Origin of the sequence: Fusobacterium sp. DD2, from assembly GCF_018205345.1 — a bacterium.
Classification (GTDB): Bacteria; Fusobacteriota; Fusobacteriia; order Fusobacteriales; family Fusobacteriaceae; genus Fusobacterium_A.
The window spans coordinates 43,375-65,193 of sequence record NZ_JADRHM010000001.1 but is presented as its reverse complement, the minus strand read 5'-3'; the positions used below and the strand labels follow the sequence as shown (position 1 = coordinate 65,193).

At 31.9% G+C, this 21,819-nt stretch carries 16 protein-coding genes, 1 tRNA gene and 1 riboswitch; of the genes, 4 read left to right on the top strand and 13 right to left on the bottom strand.

Annotated features, from left to right (window positions below; genetic code table 11):
* The 7 genes from IX290_RS00335 to IX290_RS00305 all read right to left on the bottom strand — a co-directional run bounded on the left by IX290_RS00335 (position 1) and on the right by IX290_RS00305 (position 11,295).
* Positions 1-690: an ATP-binding cassette domain-containing protein gene (locus tag IX290_RS00335; RefSeq protein WP_211491230.1), complete on the bottom strand. Its 690-nt coding sequence runs from the start codon at positions 688-690 to the stop codon at positions 1-3.
* Positions 691-1,268: 578 nt separating this feature from the next.
* Positions 1,269-1,826 (bottom strand): Fe-S-containing hydro-lyase, encoded by a 558-nt coding sequence (locus IX290_RS00330; protein WP_211491229.1) that lies wholly within the window; start codon positions 1,824-1,826, stop codon positions 1,269-1,271.
* 27 nt (positions 1,827-1,853) lie between these two features.
* Entirely contained in the window at positions 1,854-2,696 is an 843-nt protein-coding gene (locus IX290_RS00325; RefSeq protein WP_211491228.1) for a fumarate hydratase, read from the bottom strand.
* Between the two features lie 177 nt (positions 2,697-2,873).
* Positions 2,874-5,945 carry a UvrD-helicase domain-containing protein gene (locus tag IX290_RS00320; RefSeq protein WP_211491227.1) on the bottom strand — a complete coding sequence of 1,024 codons (3,072 nt, stop codon included), beginning with the start codon at positions 5,943-5,945 and terminating at the stop codon, positions 2,874-2,876.
* Positions 5,945-8,575: a PD-(D/E)XK nuclease family protein gene (locus tag IX290_RS00315; protein WP_211491226.1), complete on the bottom strand. Its 2,631-nt coding sequence runs from the start codon at positions 8,573-8,575 to the stop codon at positions 5,945-5,947. The genes IX290_RS00320 and IX290_RS00315 overlap by 1 nt, the downstream gene beginning before the upstream one ends.
* A 9-nt stretch (positions 8,576-8,584) precedes the next feature.
* Positions 8,585-9,934: an MATE family efflux transporter gene (locus IX290_RS00310; protein WP_211491225.1), complete on the bottom strand. Its 1,350-nt coding sequence runs from the start codon at positions 9,932-9,934 to the stop codon at positions 8,585-8,587.
* A 29-nt stretch (positions 9,935-9,963) separates the two neighbouring features.
* A complete protein-coding gene (locus IX290_RS00305) occupies positions 9,964-11,295 on the bottom strand; it encodes a hemolysin family protein (protein ID WP_211491224.1) in 1,332 nt (443 codons plus the stop codon).
* A 301-nt stretch (positions 11,296-11,596) separates the two neighbouring features.
* Here IX290_RS00305 and IX290_RS00300 point away from each other — a divergent pair, with 301 nt between their 5' ends.
* Positions 11,597-12,508, top strand: a complete 912-nt coding sequence (locus IX290_RS00300; RefSeq protein WP_211491223.1) for a DMT family transporter — start codon at positions 11,597-11,599, stop codon at positions 12,506-12,508.
* Positions 12,509-12,684: 176 nt separating this feature from the next.
* Positions 12,685-12,775: riboswitch (glycine riboswitch) on the top strand.
* Between the two features lie 113 nt (positions 12,776-12,888).
* Positions 12,889-14,250, top strand: coding sequence for a sodium:alanine symporter family protein (locus IX290_RS00295; RefSeq protein WP_211491222.1), 1,362 nt, complete (start codon positions 12,889-12,891; stop codon positions 14,248-14,250).
* A 140-nt stretch (positions 14,251-14,390) separates the two neighbouring features.
* Here the strand turns inward: IX290_RS00295 and IX290_RS00290 are convergent.
* The 3 genes from IX290_RS00290 to IX290_RS00280 form a co-directional block, all read right to left on the bottom strand.
* A tRNA-Thr gene (locus IX290_RS00290) sits at positions 14,391-14,466 on the bottom strand.
* A 42-nt stretch (positions 14,467-14,508) separates the two neighbouring features.
* Entirely contained in the window at positions 14,509-15,246 is a 738-nt protein-coding gene (locus tag IX290_RS00285) for a GntR family transcriptional regulator (RefSeq protein WP_249168781.1), read from the bottom strand.
* Positions 15,247-15,284: 38 nt separating this feature from the next.
* Positions 15,285-16,280, bottom strand: coding sequence for an aromatic acid exporter family protein (locus IX290_RS00280; protein ID WP_211491221.1), 996 nt, complete (start codon positions 16,278-16,280; stop codon positions 15,285-15,287).
* A gap of 103 nt (positions 16,281-16,383) precedes the next feature.
* On the opposite strand from IX290_RS00280, the gene IX290_RS00275 reads away from it, so the two are divergent.
* Positions 16,384-17,088, top strand: a complete 705-nt coding sequence (locus IX290_RS00275; protein WP_211491220.1) for a radical SAM protein — start codon at positions 16,384-16,386, stop codon at positions 17,086-17,088.
* On the top strand, positions 17,085-17,798 hold the full coding sequence (locus IX290_RS00270; RefSeq protein WP_211491219.1) for a queuosine precursor transporter: 714 nt from the start codon (positions 17,085-17,087) through the stop codon (positions 17,796-17,798). The genes IX290_RS00275 and IX290_RS00270 overlap by 4 nt, the downstream gene beginning before the upstream one ends.
* A gap of 38 nt (positions 17,799-17,836) precedes the next feature.
* Here the strand turns inward: IX290_RS00270 and IX290_RS00265 are convergent, their stop codons facing one another.
* The 3 genes from IX290_RS00265 to ptsG all read right to left on the bottom strand — a co-directional run bounded on the left by IX290_RS00265 (position 17,837) and on the right by ptsG (position 21,731).
* On the bottom strand, positions 17,837-18,889 hold the full coding sequence (locus tag IX290_RS00265; RefSeq protein WP_211491218.1) for an alanine racemase: 1,053 nt from the start codon (positions 18,887-18,889) through the stop codon (positions 17,837-17,839).
* A 160-nt stretch (positions 18,890-19,049) separates the two neighbouring features.
* Entirely contained in the window at positions 19,050-20,099 is a 1,050-nt protein-coding gene (gene alr / locus IX290_RS00260; RefSeq protein WP_211491217.1) for an alanine racemase, read from the bottom strand.
* A gap of 138 nt (positions 20,100-20,237) precedes the next feature.
* Positions 20,238-21,731: a glucose-specific PTS transporter subunit IIBC gene (ptsG, locus tag IX290_RS00255; protein WP_211491216.1), complete on the bottom strand. Its 1,494-nt coding sequence runs from the start codon at positions 21,729-21,731 to the stop codon at positions 20,238-20,240.
* Positions 21,732-21,819 lie beyond the last annotated feature (88 nt).

Here is a 21,819-nt window from a genome sequence, read left to right as displayed (position 1 = left end):
TTATTTAATTTTTTCTAAAAACTCTTTTGTTTCTCCAAAATAATAAGTTCTATCTTTTTTCTTTAAGAACAATACTTTATTAGCATATTCACAGATATCCTTTATGTTATTTGAAATAAAAATAACTGTAAGTCCATCTTTATCACATAAATCTTTTACTGTCTGATAGAAATCCAGCTTATTTTTATTATCGATAGTTGATGTTGGGCTATCTATAAATATAAGTTTTGGATCAGTTATCAAAAGCTTTGCAAGATTTATTTTAAGTTGTTGACCTTTTGTAAGCTTAGTAATCTTTTTATCCTTTACATCGTTTAAATTAAGTTTCTTTAATAGTTTATCCACCTTTTTCCAATCATCAGCATTGAATGGCATTCCTTTTTTTTGCGGAAGATAAGATACTGCAACTACCTCTCTTGCAGTTCCCAAAAAATTCTCTTTTTGTTGTAGTAAGTTTTGCGGCATGTAGCTAACTTCATCTCTGCCGATATTATGATACTCAATATCTCCTGTAATACCTTTAGTTACAAGTCCAAGTATACTCTTTACAAGTGTAGTCTTTCCAGAACCAGGAACTCCTCCAATAGCTAGATAATCACCCTTTTCTACTGAAAAAGCTAAATCCTTAAGAATCTGACAATTCTTATATGACAAGTTATAATTTTCCACTGTTAAAATACTGTTACTCATCCAGCTACCTCCATTTTAATTTTATTTTACTCTAATATTATATCATGCTAAAAAAATTAAGTAAAATTAAAGAATCTAATAATTATCTTAGCTAATATTTCAACATCAAAATATTAAAATATAAATAAAGACAAAATAGAATACATACATAAAATAAAAACCATAATTATAGAAAGTTATCAGTACTTATATTGAGCTTCACATAATGAAAATAATACTTTTTATTCTACATATCTAATTTTTATCCATTTTAATTTATTAACATGACACATATCTACTTTATATTTTATCACATTTTCGATAAAAATACATTTTATTTTGAATAAAGAAAAAACTAATGTACCTCAAAAATTATAAAAATAGAATTCTCGGCATTAGAAATAGTTGCGTAATTTATGCAGCCAAACAGAATACTGAAAATTTGACTGTTTGAACGGAGTGAGTTTCAAATTTTCTTTCCGTAAGCAAGATAAATAGAAACTATTGATAGCTTAGAGAATTCTATTTCAACCAAACAAAGAAAGAGTGAAGGACATCCCTCACTCTTTTTATTATAGATTATTTATCTAAAATGAAAACTATTTATCTAATTCGTTCCATTTTGCTTGACCTTCTTCATAAAGGTCTCCACCGTAAATATCGTTTATAACGATTGCTGGGAAGTCTTCAACTTCAAGTCTTCTAAGTGCTTCTGCTCCTAAATCTTCATATGTAATTAATTCTGCTTTTTTGATAGATTTAGCAATTAATGCTGCAGTTCCACCAACAGCTGCGAAGTAAACTGCTTTTTCAGATAAGATAGCATCTTTAACTTCTTTAGATCTTGATCCTTTACCAATCATTCCTTTTAATCCTACTTTTAATAGAGCTGGTGCATAAGCATCCATTCTATAACTTGTAGTAGGTCCAGCACTACCTATAGGTCTTCCTGGTTTAGCAGGTGTAGGCCCAACGTAGAAGATTACTTGTCCTTTTACGTCGATTGGTAGATCTTTTCCTTCTTCTAATAATTTTACAAGTCTTGCGTGAGCCGCATCTCTTGCTGTATATATAACTCCAGTTATTTTAACTGAATCTCCAGCTTTTAATTTTTTTATATCTTCATCTTTTAAAGGTGTAGTAATATGATATTCCATGTCATTCCTCCTAAGGTTAAATTATTATTATAATTCTACTTCTTTATGTCTAGCAGCGTGACAGTTGATGTTAATTGCAACTGGTAAAGCAGCTATGTGACAAGGGTAAGTATTTACCTTAACAGCAAGTGCAGTAGTTCTTCCACCAAGTCCTAATGGACCTACACCAGTTTTGTTGATTAATCCTAATAATTCTTTTTCAAGGTCTGCTAATATTGGGTCAGCACTTGTATCGTTGATTGGTCTTAAAACTGCTTCTTTAGCTAATAATGCAGCTTTTTCGAAGTTTCCACCTATTCCAACTCCTACAATAATTGGAGGGCAAGGGTTTCCACCAGCATTTTTTATAGTTTCAACAACTAGTTTCTTAACTCCTTCTACTCCATCTGAAGGTTTTAACATTCTTAAAGCACTCATGTTTTCAGAACCTCCACCTTTTGGAGCTACAACTATTTTAACTTTATCTGAATTTGGTACTAATTTAGTGTGGATAATAGCAGGTGTATTATCTTTAGTGTTTACTCTATCTAAAGGGTGTCTAACTACAGATTTTCTTAAGTATCCTTTTTCGTAACCTCTTCTTACTCCTTCGTTGATTGCTTCGTAGATATCTCCGTTGATTTTAACATCTGTTCCAACTTCTAAGAATACTACTACGATTCCAGTGTCTTGACACATAGGAACTTCTTCTTTTGCAGCAATTCCATCGTTTTCGATGATTTGTCCAAGTATGTTTTTACCTACTTCAGACTCTTCTTTTTCGTATGCCTCTTTAATTTTGTTTAAAACGTCTTGACCGATAAAATAGTTTCCTTCTATACACATTCTTTCTACTTCATCAGTAACTTTTCTTAAATCTAGTTCTTTCATTGAAAACCACCTTTCCTTAAAGTTATTATTGAAAAGTCAATATTTATATACAATACCATCATACCACAAAATGTACTTTTTTTAAATAACTTGTACGATAGAAATTTACAATACTAAAATTATTAATCATATATTTCATATATATTTATTATATGAAAATAATATATGTAACCTTGATTAGATGCTCAGTTCTATATATTTAGATATAATTTTATAATCATTAACATTTATTTTATTATTAGTTAAATATTGTACAATAGCTTTTTCATATTTTTTTATCTGCTCTTCTCCATATCCACCAGTTTTATAATCTGCTATAAAAACTATACCTGGATTTCCATTGGCAGGTCTTTTCAGCATAAGTCTATCAAGTCTTAATATCTCAAGTTCATCTACCTCATTTTTATAATATACGGTGTATTCTCTATATACATAGTCCCACTCACTGCTAAATAGCTCACTGCACTTGGTATTTAACTTCTCAAGATTTTTTTTAGAAAAAATTTCATCTAACTCTTTTTTTCCAACTGTGGATACAAATCTTGAATAAGTAAGTAGTTTAGCCATCTCAATATTTTTTTCATCCCATTTATCAAGATTTTCCAGGAAAAAGTGAATAATATTTCCCTTAACCCTTCTATACTCTAATAGAAGGTCATGGTTTCTTATTTTCTCTCTTCCCTCATCATAGTTTTCCTCAACACTTATCTTATACTCTTTCCTGCTACCACAAAGGTCTATTGCTAAATCTTCCCTTATCTCCTCTTCTTTTTCCAGCTCTTCATCATTTTTAATAATCTCTCCAACTGGCTCAGGGATAATCAGAGTTAGGAGTTTTTCTTTTTCAACTGTATCCTGATTTTCTATAATTACAAAGAGATTTTTCTTAGGTCTTGTAAGTGCTACATAGAGGTTATTAATCTCTTCAAGGCTCTCTTTTTCTCTCTCTTCATCAAGATATGTAACCTCATCTATATTGTCTAAAATTGAATTAAACTTTCCATGTGTAATTAAGAAATCCACTGTGTTTTCAAATTTCTCATCTATTTTAAAGTAGGTTTTTATTCCACCACTTCCTCCTGGCTTTCTATTTTTAACAATATAGTAAAACACTGTATCAAATTCCAGCCCCTTGGATTTGTGAATTGTAAGAAGTGAGATTCCCTCACTTTTACTGCTCTCTTTTTTAAACTTTTTATCATTTGGATTTTCTTCAACTTCAGCTAAAAAATCACTGAAATATCTGTACTCTCTAATAAGCTTATAGAAAGTGAATATATCATTCTGGTCCTCTTTTTTATTAAAAGTTTCAAGTACTCCCAGTTTTTTTATCATCTCATATGCAAGACATCCAGTCTCTCCATTTTCCATTATATACATATGATATAACTCTTTTACAATACCCAAAACTTTTGCCTCTATTCCTATGTTGGCACCTTTTTCATCTGCAATCCACTTTTCTACCTCTTCCCGCCTTACTATCAGTTCTTTTAAGAGATTTGCTGACCCTACTACGATATCAGAACGGATAAACTCAAGAAATGCTAAATAATCCCCTTTAGCGAACCAACGAATAAGAGAGTATATAGGTCTTACACTTTCTGTATCAAATATATTGGTTTTAGATTCCAGTGTGTAAGATATCTCCCTTTCTCCCAGCTTATCTCCTATAAGTTTCAGAGTCTTTCCTGTTCTTGCAATTATCCCTACACCTTTATAGTTTCCATTGAAATTTTCAACTATCTTATCAATTAAGATATCCAGAGCCTCATTTTCTTCATCTCCAACTGCAACTTCAACATACCCTTTTTCATCTTTTTCTATATAGTTTACAGGCTCATACTCCCAGGGTCTGTTGTGAATATACTCTTCAGCTGATGAATTGGCAATTCCTGTAAAAGCTTTGTTTACATATTTAATGATATTTTCTCTACTTCTATAGCAGGTATCAAGTACCTCTTTTTTTCCATCTATAATCATTTCAAGGTTTTCAAATAATCTTTTTTCTCCACCTCTCCAACCATAGATACTCTGTTTTTCATCTCCAACACAGATTATATCTTCACTTTTATCAATTATGTTTTTAAGAATCTTCCACTGAAGAATACTTGTATCCTGAAACTCATCTATAAAAATAGAGGTTATCTTTCCATCTATAACATCGAAGAAGTCATCTGTAAGATTTCCATCTTCACCTACAAAGCCAAGCTCCCTGTCTCTTAGATACTTAAAGGTATAGTTACTTATATCTGTGTGGGTAAATCTCTTTTCTCTCATCTTTATCTCATCATAGATAGAATAAATAGTAGTAATAGCTTTAAGAAGTTTTTTCTCATAGGGAACTATCTTCTCATTAAACATCTTTTTAGCAAGATTTGACTTAAGCTCTGAATACTTATTCATCATCTTCTCTTTTATATCCTCTATATTCAATGCTTTAGTAGACCTTATCTTATTCCCATGCCATGGATCATTTTTTAGGAAAAGTTCATAATTTTCATAGATATATTCACTCTTATTATCAACTTCACAGAACTCCTGAAAAGCTGTTTTAAATATCTCATTTGGCTCTTTTTCTTTAAGTTCTGCTATTTCACACATAAGGTCATAGAAATCATCTACATAACCATCTATATCTCCATATGCAAAACTTTTCTCCCTATTTAGATATTTCTCTCCAATAACTATAAATTTCCATCTCTCACTTAGAACATTTGAAATAAGGGTTATGTATCTTCCCATATCCTTTTCACTGTTATCCTCTAAAAACTCTCTAAAAACTTCAAAGGAATCCTGACTTTCAAATAATCTCTGAAACGTCTTAAGAAGAATATCACGGTTTTCCTCATCATCTATAATCTCATATTTATAAAGTTTTAGGTATGGAGCTATTGCATTTCTAAAAAGCATATTTGTAAAGGCATCTATTGTATATATTTTAAGATTGTCCCGATTTTCTGAAATCTCCTGATAGATTTTCCTAATCTTTTTATCATCAAGTACAAAATCATTTCCATATATATTTTTAAGGTTAGTCTCTATCTCATTATGAATATCACGGTCATTGCATATTCCATATAGAAAACTTACTATTCTCTCCTTTATCTCACTTGTAGCTTTTTTAGTAAAAGTCATTACAAGAATCTCTCTGTAATCTATCCCTCTTAAAAGTGCTCCTATATATTCAAGAGATAGTCTATATGTCTTTCCAGTACCAGCACTGGCTTTTAAAATAAGTTTCTTACCCATTATCTCTCTCTCCTACATATTTTGGCATATTCACAACTACTGCATGTACTTTTCTTTTCAGCAGGAAGATAGTAATCTATATCGCTAAATTGCTCCAATACCTCTTCCATCTCACTCTTTGTCAGTTCAGGTTTTGTTATTTTTTTATACTCTCCTGACCACACATTGAAAAATGCCTTATCTGTTGAATTTTCATCTCCATAAAGGATGATACTGTAGTAATCTAACTGTCCATTACTGCTATTTCCTGTCTTATAGTCTATAATACTGTTACCTAGAGGTGTCTCAATAATAAGGTCTGCCCTTCCTGTAAGGTATATATCTATATGTCCTGAGTAATATGGATCCTCTTCATATCTTCCTCTTTCACTTTGAAATCTTGTAATTTTTGAATTTTCATACTTTTTATTAAGCATTTTAAAGAATTTAGATATATTTTCAGCAAGTATTGGTATAAGTATCTGATAAATATAGTTGTCCATATGCACCTGAATCTTTTCTCTTGAGAATTTAAACTCCTCTTTTAAAAGTGCCACAATATCATTTAAACTTACCTCTATCTTCCCAGTTCCAAGGACATTTTTCCACATTCCCTGTACTATTCTCTCCAATACCTTATGAACAATTATTCCAAGTATTCTGGGATCCAGATCCTTATCCTCAGCTTTCACTACATAGTCAAGTTCATGCATCTTGGAAAAATAGAATTTTAACTGACACTCTCTCATAATGTTCAAATCATATGCTCCTATTCTTATTTTTCCCTCATCAAAATCTCTTATCTCTTTTTTAAATATCTCATCTTCTGAAATCTTCTGAGCTATCCCTTCACCTGAAAATAGAGTTGCAATTATCTTTTCACTTTTTTCTATAGATACAGGTATCTCTTTTATCTCTAAACTATTTTTATTTATTATCTCTTCTAAAAATGGAGATATTCCAACTCCTCCATCTTCATCTTTTTGAGTAAATATAACTGTTTTCTCTCCATAGTTAACAGACTGGTAAAATCTATATTTTTCAATATCCCTTTTTTCTTCTCCACTTACTATTCCCATCTCTTTTTTTTGAGCTTCAGTAAATATAAGTGTATCTTTTAATCCCTTAGGCAGATTATCATCAGTTATATCAATAAAATAGTTAACCATGTCCTCTTTTATATCCACATACTTTATAAAGTCCAGAGGTTTAATAAGTGTTATCTCCTTATCATATTTTATATTTGATTTGATAACCAGATCCTTCATATACTGAATCAGAAGTCTATATAGCCCCTCTCCAGCCTTCTTACCAAAAATCTCCTCATTTCCAGAGTATATTGCCATCTTTTCATTAGCTTTAATAATTCCAAATATCTCTAAAAATTTCTCCAGGATATCCTTGTTATCAAACTCTTCCTCCAGGAATTTTTCCAGGTTTAAAACCTCTTTAAAATAGAGATATAGTGTTTCCACATCTTTAATTGTGCTGATCTCATCCAGGTCATATAATATGTTTTCAATTTTAGATGTCAAAACCCATGGAAAACTGTTCTCAGGAAATCTATTTACTATCTCCCTTGAAATATATTTAAATCCATCTTTTTGAAGGTTATTAATTATTATGAACTCCTCATTTGTTATCTCATAATAATCCTTAAATATCTTGCTTTCAAAAGCCTTTAGCAGGTCATTTAAAAGATAGGTCTTTCCAAGTTTTTCCTCTTTTCCCATAAGCATCTGAAGCTGAATATTTAAAAACTTAAAGAGCTTTGTATCATCCATAACAGGTCTTTTTGACGGTGCAAAATCATTTGGAAATACCCTGTAAAATATATTTTTTTCAACTGCTGGTGAGTATATATTTCCATTTTGAGCATCTCTCATCTCAATAAGTGAAATTGCCTCCTGAAGCTCATTTTTAAAGATATATACATCTATTTTCTTTTTATCTCCATCTATCTCTGGCACTGATACTTTTTTTAATTTCAGATTTTTCTCATCAAAATCCTCTTTTTTCATCTGAAGTACCAGACTTATATCCATACTCTTTTCTCCAAGTTCATAGATTATATCCCTATATAACTTTGGAAATTCTACTATATCAATAAATATCACTGTTTCAAAATTCTTAATCCATTCCTTGTTAAAATGCTCCATACTTTCCAGCCAGTCACTTGGAATATAGTTGTATCTTTTACACATTTCATCAAAAGAGATTTTTATCTTATGGAAATATTCAAGATATCTCTCCTGCCACTTATGAGGCTCTTTAATTGATGTGTTACAACTTAGATTGAGCTCTCTATAATATGCAAAAAAGTTATTTGCAAAATCAATAATGTCAAAATAAGATGTTATCTCCAGCTCTTTTCTCACATCTTCTGGAATGGATTTGAAAAAGGCTAAGATTCTCTTAGCCTCTTTTAAAACTATCTTGTCAGATAGAAATATTCTCTCTTTTAATTCATCAAAAGTCACAAGAACTGGGTTTTTAGAAAACAGCTTCCCTGCCACTTTTCTTGTGAAAATCTCTTTCATACGGTTATCTACAAAAACAAAAAGTATTTTATCTGAAGAAAAATACTTGTTATCTTCAAATAATTTATAAAATTTTTCATCATACCTAATATAACTAAAACTAACTCCCAAAATATCCTCCTATACTGTTACATAACTCCATTTTCCTTTTTTGAATACTACATAACATGCTATACTTCTAAATGCCAGGTCAATAGTCATAACAATCCATGCTCCAGCAAGTCCTGTATGCAGCTTATATAGGAAAAAGTAAGTTATTGGTATTCTTATAAGGTACATTCCTATTATTGTAATCCACAGTACTGCTCTTGTATCTCCAGCACCTCTTAAACATCCACTTAATACCATTGATACTGCCTGGAATGGCTGACATATTGATACAAGTCTTAAAGCAATTGTTGCCATATAAAGTATCTCAGCTTCCTTGGTAAACATCTTGGTAATTGTACCAGGAATTATAAAGAAGAGAAGACCAAATATTGACATAAGTGCTATTGCAAGATTTGTAGTAGCAACACCATCACGGTAAGCATCCTTTGCAGAGCCTCTACCTAGCTGCTGACCTACTAATGCAGTACCAGCAACAGCAAATCCAAATCCCATATTATAGGAGAATGCTTCTGCTGTAAGTGCAATTTTATGTGCTGTATAAGCCATTGTGCCTAAAGAGATAACCATCATTTCAAATATGAGCATACCTATTCTGAATACACCCTGTTCAACTGCAGCTGGTATACCTACTTTCAATATTCTTCTGGCCATTTTTTTATCTCTTATCTTAAGTGCACTGACAGGTATAGAGACCCAGAATCTGTCTGTAAAAAGTGTTATATATACAAAAAACAGTGTTACAATTCCACGAGATACAGTTGTAGCAAGTCCTGCTCCAAATACACCCCATCCAAATGTAAAAATCATAATATAGTTTAAAAATATATTTATAAATACATTTGCTATATTTGCCACCATTGGAATATTAGCTTTTGAAACTGACCTGTATGCAGCAAAGAATATAACATTAAAACATAGAAATGGCATTCCTAATAATACACTGTTATAATAATCCTTTGTAAGCTGCAGGTTCATATCATCAGCTCTTCCAACCAAGCCCAATATCTGATTGTTAAAAATAAATAAAAGCAGTGTTATCACAATGGAAATAGGTATTGCAAGCAATAGTGACTGTGACATTGCAAGCTGTCCCTCTTCCCTGTTATTGGAACCAAATGCCCTACTCACAAGTGCTGTAGTACCAATACTTACTGCAAAGAATATCGGCATCACTGCATTCATAGGAGCATTACCAATCCCCACGGAACTTATGGCCACAGGACCTAATCTACTTACCATTAGCATATCAAAAAATCCCAGTAAAGTTTGAGCAAATAAATCTGCTATTGCAGGTAATGCTATAGTCATTATTGCTGCAAAAACAACCTTGTTCCTCCTCCACACCCTCTTCAAATTCATATATCCACCACCATTAATATTATTTTATTTTAACCTTGATGAACCTCTGTATTGTTTACTTTATTTTTCTTTGTAACTAACAGCTGGTCAATCTTGAATCTATCAACATCTACAACTTCAAAACTATAATTTTCAAATTCAACTTTTGCAGCTTTTTTAGGTATTGTCTTAAGCATATACATCATAAAACCTGCAATTGTCTCATAAGTATCCTCTTCAGGGAACTTTTCAATATCATCTAAAACCTTTTTAACATCTTCAATAGGAGTAGAACCATCAATAAGCCAAGAGCCCTCTCCACGTGATATTATCTGCTCTTCCTGCTCCTGGTATACTATATCTCCCATCAGAGTATTAATAACGTCATTTAAGGTCACAAGCCCCACTACGAGACCATATTCATTTAGAACTATTGCAAAGTCATCTCTAACCTCATTAAATCTGTCTAAAGCCTCAGAAAGAGTAAGAGTATTAGGGATAACTAAAAGATTTCTATTATAGATATCCTTTATATCTGCAAGGCTATTTAATTCACCTTTAACTATACGAGGAAGGATATTTTTCGAACTCACATATCCAAGGATTGAGTCAATATCATTTTCACACACCAAAAACTTAGAATGTGGCTCTTCAGCTATTTTCTTTCTGATACTTTCCTCTCCCTCTGATACAGTCAGATATACAATATTGTCTCTAGTGGTCATAATGGAGGAAACCCATCTTGACTCAAGCTCAAAAATATTTTCAATTAAAGAGTGTTCTTTTTTCTGAACCACTCCAGCCTCAGCTCCAGCATCAACCATTGCAAATATATCGTCATAGGTTATGCTCTCCTCCCTTGTAAGAGGGATATTAAACATTTTAAAGATAAGATTTGCAATTCCATTGAATATAAATATCAAAGGTTTAGCTGCTTTAATAAGTATCATCATTGGTACCACCACTGTTACAGCTATTTTTTCAGGTGCAATCATAGCTACCCTTTTAGGTATCAAATCTGCAAATTGAATAAATAGTGCAGTAATCAGAATAAATGATGTCAAATTACCAATAAATACAGCTTTTGTCCCTAAAGTTGGAATAAAAGCATCTATAAAATCCACTACATACGGCCCAACAATATTATTTCCAATAATACCACCTAAGATTGAAACAGCGTTGATTCCTATCTGAACAGCTGTAAAAAAGTTTCCTGAATTTTCCTGAATCTTCATTACCTTAGTGGCATTTTTATTCCCCTCATCCTCTAAAATCTGAAGTTTTATATTTCTTGCAGAAGCGAGAGATATCTCACTTATTGACAGAAACATACTGATGCCAATTAAAATCACAATACAAAATATTTTTAGTATCAAACTCATAATAATTCTCCTTGTTTTATCTTGTAAATTTTGTAAAATCCCTTATAAAAAGAAGTTTTAATTATTTGTAGAAACTGTTTTTTTCTTCCCACCAAATCTATCTTAATTTCCTTATAAAAAGCGACTTTTCTAACTTGTTTATACTCCTTTAATTATAGCACACTTTTGTCTACTTTGCCTAGCTTTTAACAAGGTAAAATCACCAGTGAAAGAGTTTTTTCAAAGATTAATTTTTATTGACTTAAATCTACAAATAGTCTAAACTACTTTTATAGATAAAAATTTTAAAATTGGAGGAACAATGAGAAACACAAAAAATCAACTTTCATCACTTTTTTTCGTACTATTTATGGGATGTGGATATCCTTTAATTCGTTTTATAAGTTCAGTTTTTAATCCTGTAAATATTAACGCAATAATGTTTTTATCAGGGGGAACACTTTTCTTACTTATGAGTCTTATAAGATTCAGGGACCAATTCCCTATTCTTATATCAAATAAAAACATCATACCTAGATTGTTTATTTTGGCAGGTTGTACAGCTGCTAATATGTACTGCTTCGTAGCAGGTATGAGCCGTACTTCAGCTTTAGCTGGAAGTATATTTGGACTTTTAAGTATGCCTTTTTCAATACTTATGGCTGCAATATTCTATACAGATGAGAGAGAAAAAGTTAAACATTTTACTTTTATAGCTGGGTCTATTTTAGCAATCATAGGTTCACTTATATTTATCTTCAGTGGAAGCCATCACAGCAACCACAGCTCTGAATTTCTACTTGGAATCCTGCTTCTTGCTGGTACAGTTGTAGTACAGGCTATTCAGGCATTAGTTGTAAAAGGAACTACAAGAGAGGTTCACTCTGCAGTAATAAGCAGTACTACTTCACTTATTACTGGAGCATTTTATCTGATACTTTCAATTGTAACTGGTCATATAAGTGAGATATTAAATGCACCATTTAGTAAAATTGCAATGGTTTCAGGTACAGGAATGTATGCAAACTTTGTTGGAATGGTTTTAACTTTCTATATCATTCAAAAACAGGGAGTAGTTGTGTTAAGTGTACTTAAATTTTTAATTCCACCAGCTACTGCAATTATTGGATACCTTCTTTTGAAAGAAAATGTTTTACCTTTACAAATTGTTGGAGGTCTAGGAGTATTGGGAGGTTGTCTTCTTGCTTTGAGAAGTAATATCAACAAAAATTAAGTATAATTATACAAAATTTAGAAAAAGCTATTGACAAATGAAATAAAATGGTCTATCATTACATTTATCAAATCAATTAAAAAATATAAAAATTGAATAAAATTCGGATGAAGATATAGGGAGAGAGCAGAAATGCCACCGACGAAGTGAATCTTTCAGGTAAAAAGACCTATATTGGACGAGCCTCTGGAGAGACTCTTAGAGCACCGAAGGAGCAAACCCAAGCAATTGGACTAAACTCTCAGGTAAAAGGACAGAGGAATTATGCAGCAAATTTTCATATTAATTTTTAGTGTATAATTCTTTTTTAATAATTCCAGAAGGTATTTTTTGTACCTTCTTTTTTTATTCATTTTTTATTTACACAGGGAGGAATTATAATGGAACAGTTAGTAACAACAATTAACGATTTTTTATGGGGGAATTTTCTTATAGTACTTCTTTTAGGAACAGGGATTTACTTCACTTTCAAGCTTAATTTTATACAGATAAGAAAATTTTTCGAAGGGATAAAACTGGTTACTGGTTCAATAAATTTAAATGGAAAAGCTGCTGATAAAAATGGTATGTCTTCATTTCAGGCTCTTGCTACAGCTATTGCAGCACAAGTAGGAACAGGAAACCTTGCTGGAGCAGCTACTGCTATTGCATCTGGAGGACCTGGAGCAATATTCTGGATGTGGGTAAGTGCTTTCTTTGGAATGTCTACAGTTTATGTTGAAGCTATACTTGGACAGGTATTCAAACGTAGAGTAAATGGTCAAGTTACTGGAGGACCAGCATACTACATTGAAAAAGCAATAAAAAATAAAAAAATAGCTAAATTTTTAGCATGTTTCTTCTCAATTGCATGTATATCAGCTTTGGGACTTATGGGAAATGCAGTTCAAGCAAACTCAATTTCTACAGCTTTTAATAACGCCTTTGGAGTATCTCCTCTAATTGTTGGAGTAATTATAGCTATACTTTCTGGACTTGTATTCTTTGGTGGAATTAAAAGAATTGCATCTGTAACAGAAAAGATAGTTCCTGTTATGGCAGGATTATACATAGGAGCTTGTGTACTTATAATAGTTTTAAATCTTCCTCAAGTTGGACATGCTTTTGCGTCTATATTTGCTTCAGCTTTCAGTTCTAAAGCTGCATTTGGTGGAGTAATGGGTGTAAGTGTTAAACAGGCAATAAGATATGGAGTTGCAAGAGGACTTTTCTCTAACGAAGCTGGAATGGGTTCTACACCTCATGCTCATGCTGTTGCAAAAGTTGCTCACCCTGGACAACAAGGTATAGTTGCTGTTATCACAGTATTTATTGATACATTTGTTGTACTTACAGGTACTGCACTGGTTATCCTAAGTTCAGGAATCTCATTAAATGAAGGTGCAGGAATAATGATTACTCAAAATGCTTTCTCATCTACACTTGGAAGCATTGGATATGGATTTATAGCTATCTGCCTTTTCTTCTTTGCATTTTCTACTATCATTGGATGGTATTTCTTTGGAGAGGCAAATATCAGATATCTATTTAACAGTAACACATCAATAAATGTCTACAGAGTTTTAGTTATGGTTATGATTGTTATTGGATCTCTACTTAAAATCGAACTTGTGTGGCAACTTGCAGATATGTTCAATGGTATGATGGTACTTCCAAACCTTATAGCTGTACTAGCTCTTGGAAAATATGCTAGAACTTCTATGAAAGAGTATGAAGGATATTCAAATCTTTGTGCAATCTAAAACTCTCTAATCTAATATAGTAAAAAACACCCAAATCAATAAAAACAAAAGCTACCAGACTCTGTAATATTTACAGGTTCTGGTAGCTTTTTTATAATAAAAAAACTCTGAAAAAAATTCAGAGTTTAAAATTCAATTTATGGTGCTCCAGAGTGGAATTGAACCACCTACCTCTTGCTTACCATGCAAGCGCTCTGCCATCTGAGCTACTAGAGCAATGCTTGAATTATATCACATAAGATGGTATATTTCAACCAATCATTTCCTTTCTATGGTAATCTGAGAGTTTTCCACTGGAACATAATGTTTATTATGTACAATTGGCATATCTTTATTTACATAGATAACCTCTTCTAATAAAAAGCTTTTCTTTCCATTTACAAGAGGATACTTTGATGATACAAAGTTTCCTGCCTGAGAGTAAGAGAACTTTATATGAGAGTGATTTGGTTTTTTATAGACACTCTCCTCTAAAAATTTTAATAAAGTCTCTTTCTTAGATAGGTCTATATTGTTAGCTGTCACTGTTTCAATTGGGATTATTGAAAGAGTATAGGCTAAAGTCTTTTTATTTTTCTTGTACCATCTATCTACAAAAATCACTGCAGCTGGTTTTACATGCAGTACCTTATTTGTATAATCAGATGGTGGAACTATTTTAAATTCCAAATCCACACTGTCTATCTCCTCTATTAAACTTGCATGTATTGGATTTTGCAACACCTCAAGTCCTCTTTTTACCTCTTTGGAATTTTTAATTAAAAAGTTTCCCTTTCCATGTACATTTTTTATTATTCCATCTTCTCTTAATAATGCAATTGCCTGTCTAAGAGTCATTCTGCTGACTCCCATCATCTGAGCAAGTATTGGTTCTGAAGGTAATTTTTCCTCATTATCAAAATGCCCATCATTTATCATTTTAAAGAGTTTATCATATATTGCCACGCACTTTGGCACTTTCTTTTTACCCTCTATCCACACTTTTAAGTCTTCCATACTAATTTCCTTTCGTTACCTTTGTTTCTTTTACTTCTTTATTTTTGTTTCTTTGTTTTCTTCTTCCCATATACTACTGTATCATATTTTTTCAAAAAATCCTTCTTTATTTCTAAAAATTCCTCAATATCATTTAAAAATTGGAAGAAAATAGCTCTACTTTCAAACTCTACACGGCTTTGTGGAAGTGGCATATTTCCAAATTTTTCTCTCACTGCCACAAGTTCTTTTAATACATTTTCATGCTCATCATCTTTTCCAATAGTATTTGCAACATGTCTTGCAAAATCAGCTACTAAATGTGCATGTTCACTACTTATATAGAATCTATAAAAATGCCCTCTCATCCTCACTAATACCTTATACTGACTTCTCTTCATATTTGCCATATCCAGTTCATATGTAGAAGAGTTAAAAAGGTCATTATTGTACTCTTTAAAGGCAAGATTTCTATAGAGGTCTACATTTCCCTTAAGCTTATTAAAAACTGTCTCTTCATCTATAAATATAGCCCCAGTTATTAGTACCTCTCCAAAATAGTTAAATATTCTTTTCATCCCTTCATCAATTTCCATTTGCACTTTTACTATATCCTCTTTTACATATGGCATATACATATTTAGTACCAGTGCAACAACAGTACCTAAAAGCAGAATCTTAAACTCATTAGCTACACTATCAAGGGATACATCTTTTATAACAAGCATATGGGTCACAAGTACAACAGTTGCTAAAAATCCCTGAAACAGATTAAATTGAATACATATAGGCATAAAAATCAGAACAAAGATTCCAAATACCAAAGGGCTGAACCCAATAGTATTAAAAAGTAATACTGCTATACATAGTCCAACTAAAGAAGCAACAAATCTTTCTATAGCTACTTTTATTGATTCTTTTTTTGTCCCTTGTATAGTGATAATAGTGATTATTCCAGCAGTTACTCCAAAGTTAATATCCAGTAAATCTGCCAGATAAATTGAAATAGCAGTACCTAGAGCTGTCTTTATTATCTTATGGTCAAAATACTTCATCTTTCGCCTCCTTACCTACATTATAATATATATTTTACTATTTGTCATAAATTAAATTTTGTGATAAAATAAGAAGTCACAAAATTTTTGAAAGGAGTTGAAAATGGGAATAAGATACAATAAAATAACAGATAAACATTCTCGTGAAATAGTACTTTTAAAAAGCTTTCCATGCAGATATGGTAAGTGCAGTTTTTGTAACTATATTGAGGATAACTCTATAAATGAAGAAGAGATAGATAAGACTAATTTTCCAGTTTTAGATATGGTAACTGGTGAATATGGTGTTTTAGAAGTTATAAATTCAGGGTCAGTCTTTGAGCTTACACCTGGTACATTAAACAAAATAAAAGAGGTTGTTACCAAAAAGAATATAAAGGTACTTTTCTTTGAAATATATTATGGATATCATAAAAGATTACAGGAGATAAGAGATTTCTTTCCAGGTGTTGAAGTAAGATTTAGAATGGGCCTTGAAACTTTTGATAATGAATATAGAAAAGAAGGGTATAATAAAAACTTCACTTTAACTGAAGAAGACCTTTTAGATTTAGGTAAAAAGCTTTACTCTGTATGTCTTTTAGTATGTACAAAGGGGCAGACTAAAGAGATGATTGCAAAAGATATTGAGCTTGGACTTAAATATTTTACAAATATTACAATAAATATATTTATTGACAATGGAACAGTTGTAAAAAGAGATGAAGAGCTTGTTAAATGGTTTGTAAAGGAGTATGCTCATCTTCAAAATGATGACAGAGTTGAATTATTAATAGACAATAAAGATTTAGGAGTATTTGAACAATGATAAGACTTAACAACGAAATTTTATGGTTTTTTATGCTGGTAGTGAACTTTTCTCTTATAATATTTGCTTATAAGAAATTTGGAAAAATCGGTTTATATATATGGATTCCAGTATCTACAATAATAGCTAATATCCAGGTAGTACTACTTGTTGACCTATTTGGATTTGGAACTACCTTAGGAAATATCCTCTATGCTGGTGGATTTTTAGTTACTGATATATTAGCTGAAAACTATGGTAGAAAACATGCTCAGAAAGCTGTTTATATTGGATTTTTCTCACTTATTGCACTGACTGCTATAATGCAGATTGCTGTATCTTTTACACCAACAAATGTGGAAGAGGCAATAATTCTATTTGACGGTGTAAAAAGAATGTTTGATTTTATGCCAAGAATTGCAATAGCATCTCTTGTAGCATATCTTGTGTCTCAATCACATGATATCTGGGCATATGAATTCTGGAAAAAGAAGTATACAGCACCAAAATATATATGGATAAGAAACAATGCAAGTACTATGGTAAGTCAGATTATAGACAATGCAATATTTACAATGATAGCATTTTACGGAGTTTACCCAAAAGAGGTATTAATTGAGATATTTTTAACTACATATCTTATGAAATTCTTAGTTGCTGTATGTGATACACCATTTGTATATATGGCACATTACCTGAAAAAGAAAAATATGATAGAAGAGATAGACTAAAAAAAGGGAGCTGTTGCAAATTGCAACAACTCCTTTTTTTATTTAATCTCTCTCTCTATTCTGGGACTCAAAATAGATAGTAATTGGTAGATTGGCATATCATTGTGCTGAGTTGAATAAGGTACATTATAGTATAATTGTACTTTATCTCCCTCTTTTACCCTTGAATCTACTTTTAAAAAAGTATTATCCATTGTAACCTGTAAAATTTTATATTCTTTATTTCCAATAAGGCATGTACTTCCCTCATTGCTCTTTAAAAATCCATCTCCATACCCTATTTTTATCTTTCCAATATATTTTACCTCATCATCTATCTCATCTTTTCTTAGGCGATATGCTATATATTTACTGTCCTCAAGATCTTTTACACCTGCTATCTGTGTTTCTAAAGAAAAAACCTGTCTATAGTTTCTTTCATAAAATCCATCATTATGAAGTCCATATACACCCATTCCTGATCTTACATGTGTTACATAGTCACACCCATAAGAGAGTGTTGCTGGTGTATTTTGCAGATGTATCATCTCAAATCTATCTTTTCCTAATTTTTCAACTACTTTATTAAATTTCTCAATATATTCAAATCCATCATCATACTCTACAGTAAACAGATGAGAGTATAACCCTCTGAATTTACCTTTTTCATTATCTATTATCTCTTTTAATTTATCTACTTCAGATACAAATATTCCATTTCTTCCAAAACCTAAGTCAATTTTTATCTGAATTCTATCTGGGGATATTCCATAGGCAAGAATCTCTTTTAGCTCATCTAAGGTATTTGCTGTAATATCCAGTTGAGGCTTATCTTTAACAAGATCCAAATTCCCGATGCTCTCAAATACCAGAACTCTTACATCTTCGTAGCCCATTTTCCGTATTCTCTCTCCCTCTAAATACCTGGCCACTGCAAATTCTCTCTGTCCATACTCATATAAAAGTCCTACTATCTCATCCATACCATGTCCATAGGCATTTGCCTTAACAATTGGCAGTATCTTTTTCCCTTTAGATCTTCTCTTTAAAAAATCCATATTGTGAAAAAGATTCTCTCTATCAAGTATTATCTTCGTTGCATTTACTACCATTAAATCACCCCTTCAGTTTAATAATAACAAACACTACCATATTTCATTATAACGCACTAGAGCTTTTTAATCTATCCTATTTAGGTCTAATCAAATACTAATAAAAAAAAGCACGTAACAACTCTCAAATTGAGAATAACTACGTGCTCTTATAAAAAATCTATTTTATAACTCTCTCTATTCTGGGACTCAAAATAGTAAGAAGCTGATATATTGCCATGTTATTATGTTTAGTGACCTCAGTAACATTGTGATAAAGTATAACTCTATCTCCCTCTTTTACCCTTGAATCCACCTCTATAAAGGTATTATCCATAGTAACCTGAACTATAGTGTACTCTTTATTTCCAATAAGGCATGTGCTTCCCTCATTGCTCTTTAAAAATCCATCTGCATATCCAACCTTAATCTTACCTATATATTTGGCATTTTCTCCATATCCACCTTTTTTTAGGGAATATGCTATATATTTACTATTTTCCAAATCTCTTACTCCAGCTATCTGAGTTTCCAAAGAGAAGACCTGTTTTAGATTTCTTTCACAATATCCCTCATCCTGAAGCCCATATACTGCCATTCCCACTCTTACGTGAGTTACATTTTCACAGTCATAGGTAATAGTAGCTGTACTGTTTTGCAGATGTATCATCTCAAATCTATCTTTACCTAGTTTATCTATCACTTCATTAAATCTATCTATATAGTAAAGTCCATCTTCATAATCCACAGCAAAAAGATGTGAGTATAGGCCTCTAAATTTTAGATCTCTGCTCTCTATAATCTCCTTTACCTTATCTACTTCAGATAGATATATTCCATTTCTTCCAAAACCAAAATCTATCTTTACCTGAATTCTCTCAGTTGGTATACCATATTCCAGAGCAGATTTAAACTCATCTAAAGTATTTACAGATATATCAATCTGAGGCTCATCTATTATCATAGAGTAATCTCCTATGCTTTCAAAAACAAGAATTCTTATATCTTTAAGTCCCATCTTAAGTATTCTTTCAGCCTCTATAAAACGTGCCACTGCAAACTCTCTCTGCCCATACTCATATAGAAGACCAACTATCTCCTCTGTTCCATGTCCATAGGCATTAGCTTTAACTACAGGAAGTATTTTTTTCCCTTTGCTCTCTTTTAGATAATCCATATTGTGATACAGATTATTTTTATCCAGTAAAAGTTTTGTTGTATTTGCTATCATCTATCTTTCTCCTTTATCTTATTCTTTCAATTAATAACTAACAATATAGTACTAATTATATAAAAAAATTCTCTCAAAGTCTACAAAACTTTGAGAGAATACTCTATATAAATACCCATAACCCATTTTAAACTATTTTTAAATACCTGTCATTTTCTTCAAATCATTACAGATAAATTGTGCTTTTGAACCAAATATTGCTTGTACTCCATGAGCTCCTACCTTTAATACTCCTGAAGCTCCAAGTTGTTTAAGCTGGTCATCTTTTACAATCTTAGCATCTTTTACTTCTACTCTAAGTCTTGTAATACATGAATCTAGTGATAATAAGTTGTCTTTTCCTCCTAATGCTTCTAGCACACCCACTGCTAAAGCATCTCCAGATACAGCTTCTTTCTTATCATCAGTAGTATTAGCTGGTGCATCATCTCTTCCAGGTGTCTTTAGATTGAATTTTCTAATTGCAAATCTGAAAAGACAGTAATATACAATTGCAAAACAGATTCCAACTACTATTACCATATACCATCTTGTCTGGAATCCATTAGTTCCTGGTAATACACCAAATACTATATAATCAACTAATCCACCTGAAAATGTAAGTCCCACTCTTACACTTAATAGGTTCATTATCATAAATGATAGACCTGCAAGTAAACAGTGAATTCCATATAATACTGGAGCAACAAATAGGAATGAGAATTCCAATGGCTCTGTAATTCCTGTTAAGAATGAAGTTAATGCTGCTGAGAATAGGATACCACCTACTAATTTCTTTCTCTCAGGTTTTGCTTCATGATACATAGCAAGTGCTGCTGCTGGAAGTCCAAACATCATAAATACAAATTTACCAGTTAGGAATTTCCCTGCTCCCTGATATGTAGCTGAACTGAAGTTTGTAATTCCATCTCTTAACATTGCAAACCATATTGTCTGGTCTCCTTGAACTACCTGACCAGCTTTAGTTGTATACTCTCCAAACTGATACCAGAATGGTGCATAGAAGATATGATGAAGTCCAAATGGAATCAATGATCTTTCTATAACTCCAAATACAAATGTAGATATATTTGTATTAACTTCATTTGCTAAGAATGATAATTTTCCAAGTCCGATTTGGATTGGTTGCCATATTGTTGGCATTGCAAGTCCAATTAAGAATGCTGCTACTGCAGTTACAATTGGAACAAGTCTTTTTCCAGCAAAGAAACCTAAAAATGCTGGTAGTTCTGTCTTGTAGAACTTTTTATAACATATAGCTGCGATTATCCCTGCTAACAGACCCCCAAATACCCCAGTCTGTAATGTAGGAATACCTAAAACAGTTGTGAATGCAAGATTTCCACTAGCTACACCAGCAGCTGCATCTGAAACTATACCCATTGTTGTGTTCATGATAAGTAGTGCTACTACTGCAGCTAAACCTGCTATACCATCTCCACCAACTAGTCCAATTGCCGCTCCTATTGCGAACAGTAAAGGAAGATTTGTAAATATTACCTGTCCTGCCTGCTCCATCAATTGAAAGTGTAACTTATTCCCAAAAGCTAGAAATAATCCTGCTGCTGGAAGAATAGCAACTGGAGTCATTAAAGCTTTACCAATTTTCTGAACTTCTGCAAATACTTTCATAATACCCTCCATTTATTAATATTACATACTAACTATACATTAACTTCTAAAAAAAGTCAATATTTTTTTATTATAATTGAGCCTTTTT

Coding starts and splice junctions, on each gene's coding strand:
- IX290_RS00270 (WP_211491219.1), top strand. CDS start 17,085: ATGATAAGACTTAACAACGAAATTTTATGGTTTTTTATGCTGGTAGTG.
- IX290_RS00330 (WP_211491229.1), bottom strand. CDS start 1,826: ATGGAATATCATATTACTACACCTTTAAAAGATGAAGATATAAAAAAA.
- IX290_RS00305 (WP_211491224.1), bottom strand. CDS start 11,295: ATGAGTTTGATACTAAAAATATTTTGTATTGTGATTTTAATTGGCATC.
- IX290_RS00310 (WP_211491225.1), bottom strand. CDS start 9,934: ATGAATTTGAAGAGGGTGTGGAGGAGGAACAAGGTTGTTTTTGCAGCA.
- alr (WP_211491217.1), bottom strand. CDS start 20,099: ATGATAGCAAATACAACAAAACTTTTACTGGATAAAAATAATCTGTAT.
- IX290_RS00325 (WP_211491228.1), bottom strand. CDS start 2,696: ATGAAAGAACTAGATTTAAGAAAAGTTACTGATGAAGTAGAAAGAATG.
- IX290_RS00275 (WP_211491220.1), top strand. CDS start 16,384: ATGGGAATAAGATACAATAAAATAACAGATAAACATTCTCGTGAAATA.
- IX290_RS00280 (WP_211491221.1), bottom strand. CDS start 16,280: ATGAAGTATTTTGACCATAAGATAATAAAGACAGCTCTAGGTACTGCT.
- IX290_RS00335 (WP_211491230.1), bottom strand. CDS start 690: ATGAGTAACAGTATTTTAACAGTGGAAAATTATAACTTGTCATATAAG.
- IX290_RS00295 (WP_211491222.1), top strand. CDS start 12,889: ATGGAACAGTTAGTAACAACAATTAACGATTTTTTATGGGGGAATTTT.
- IX290_RS00285 (WP_249168781.1), bottom strand. CDS start 15,246: ATGGAAGACTTAAAAGTGTGGATAGAGGGTAAAAAGAAAGTGCCAAAG.
- IX290_RS00300 (WP_211491223.1), top strand. CDS start 11,597: ATGAGAAACACAAAAAATCAACTTTCATCACTTTTTTTCGTACTATTT.
- IX290_RS00265 (WP_211491218.1), bottom strand. CDS start 18,889: ATGGTAGTAAATGCAACGAAGATAATACTTGATAGAGAGAATCTTTTT.
- ptsG (WP_211491216.1), bottom strand. CDS start 21,731: ATGAAAGTATTTGCAGAAGTTCAGAAAATTGGTAAAGCTTTAATGACT.
- IX290_RS00320 (WP_211491227.1), bottom strand. CDS start 5,945: ATGGGTAAGAAACTTATTTTAAAAGCCAGTGCTGGTACTGGAAAGACA.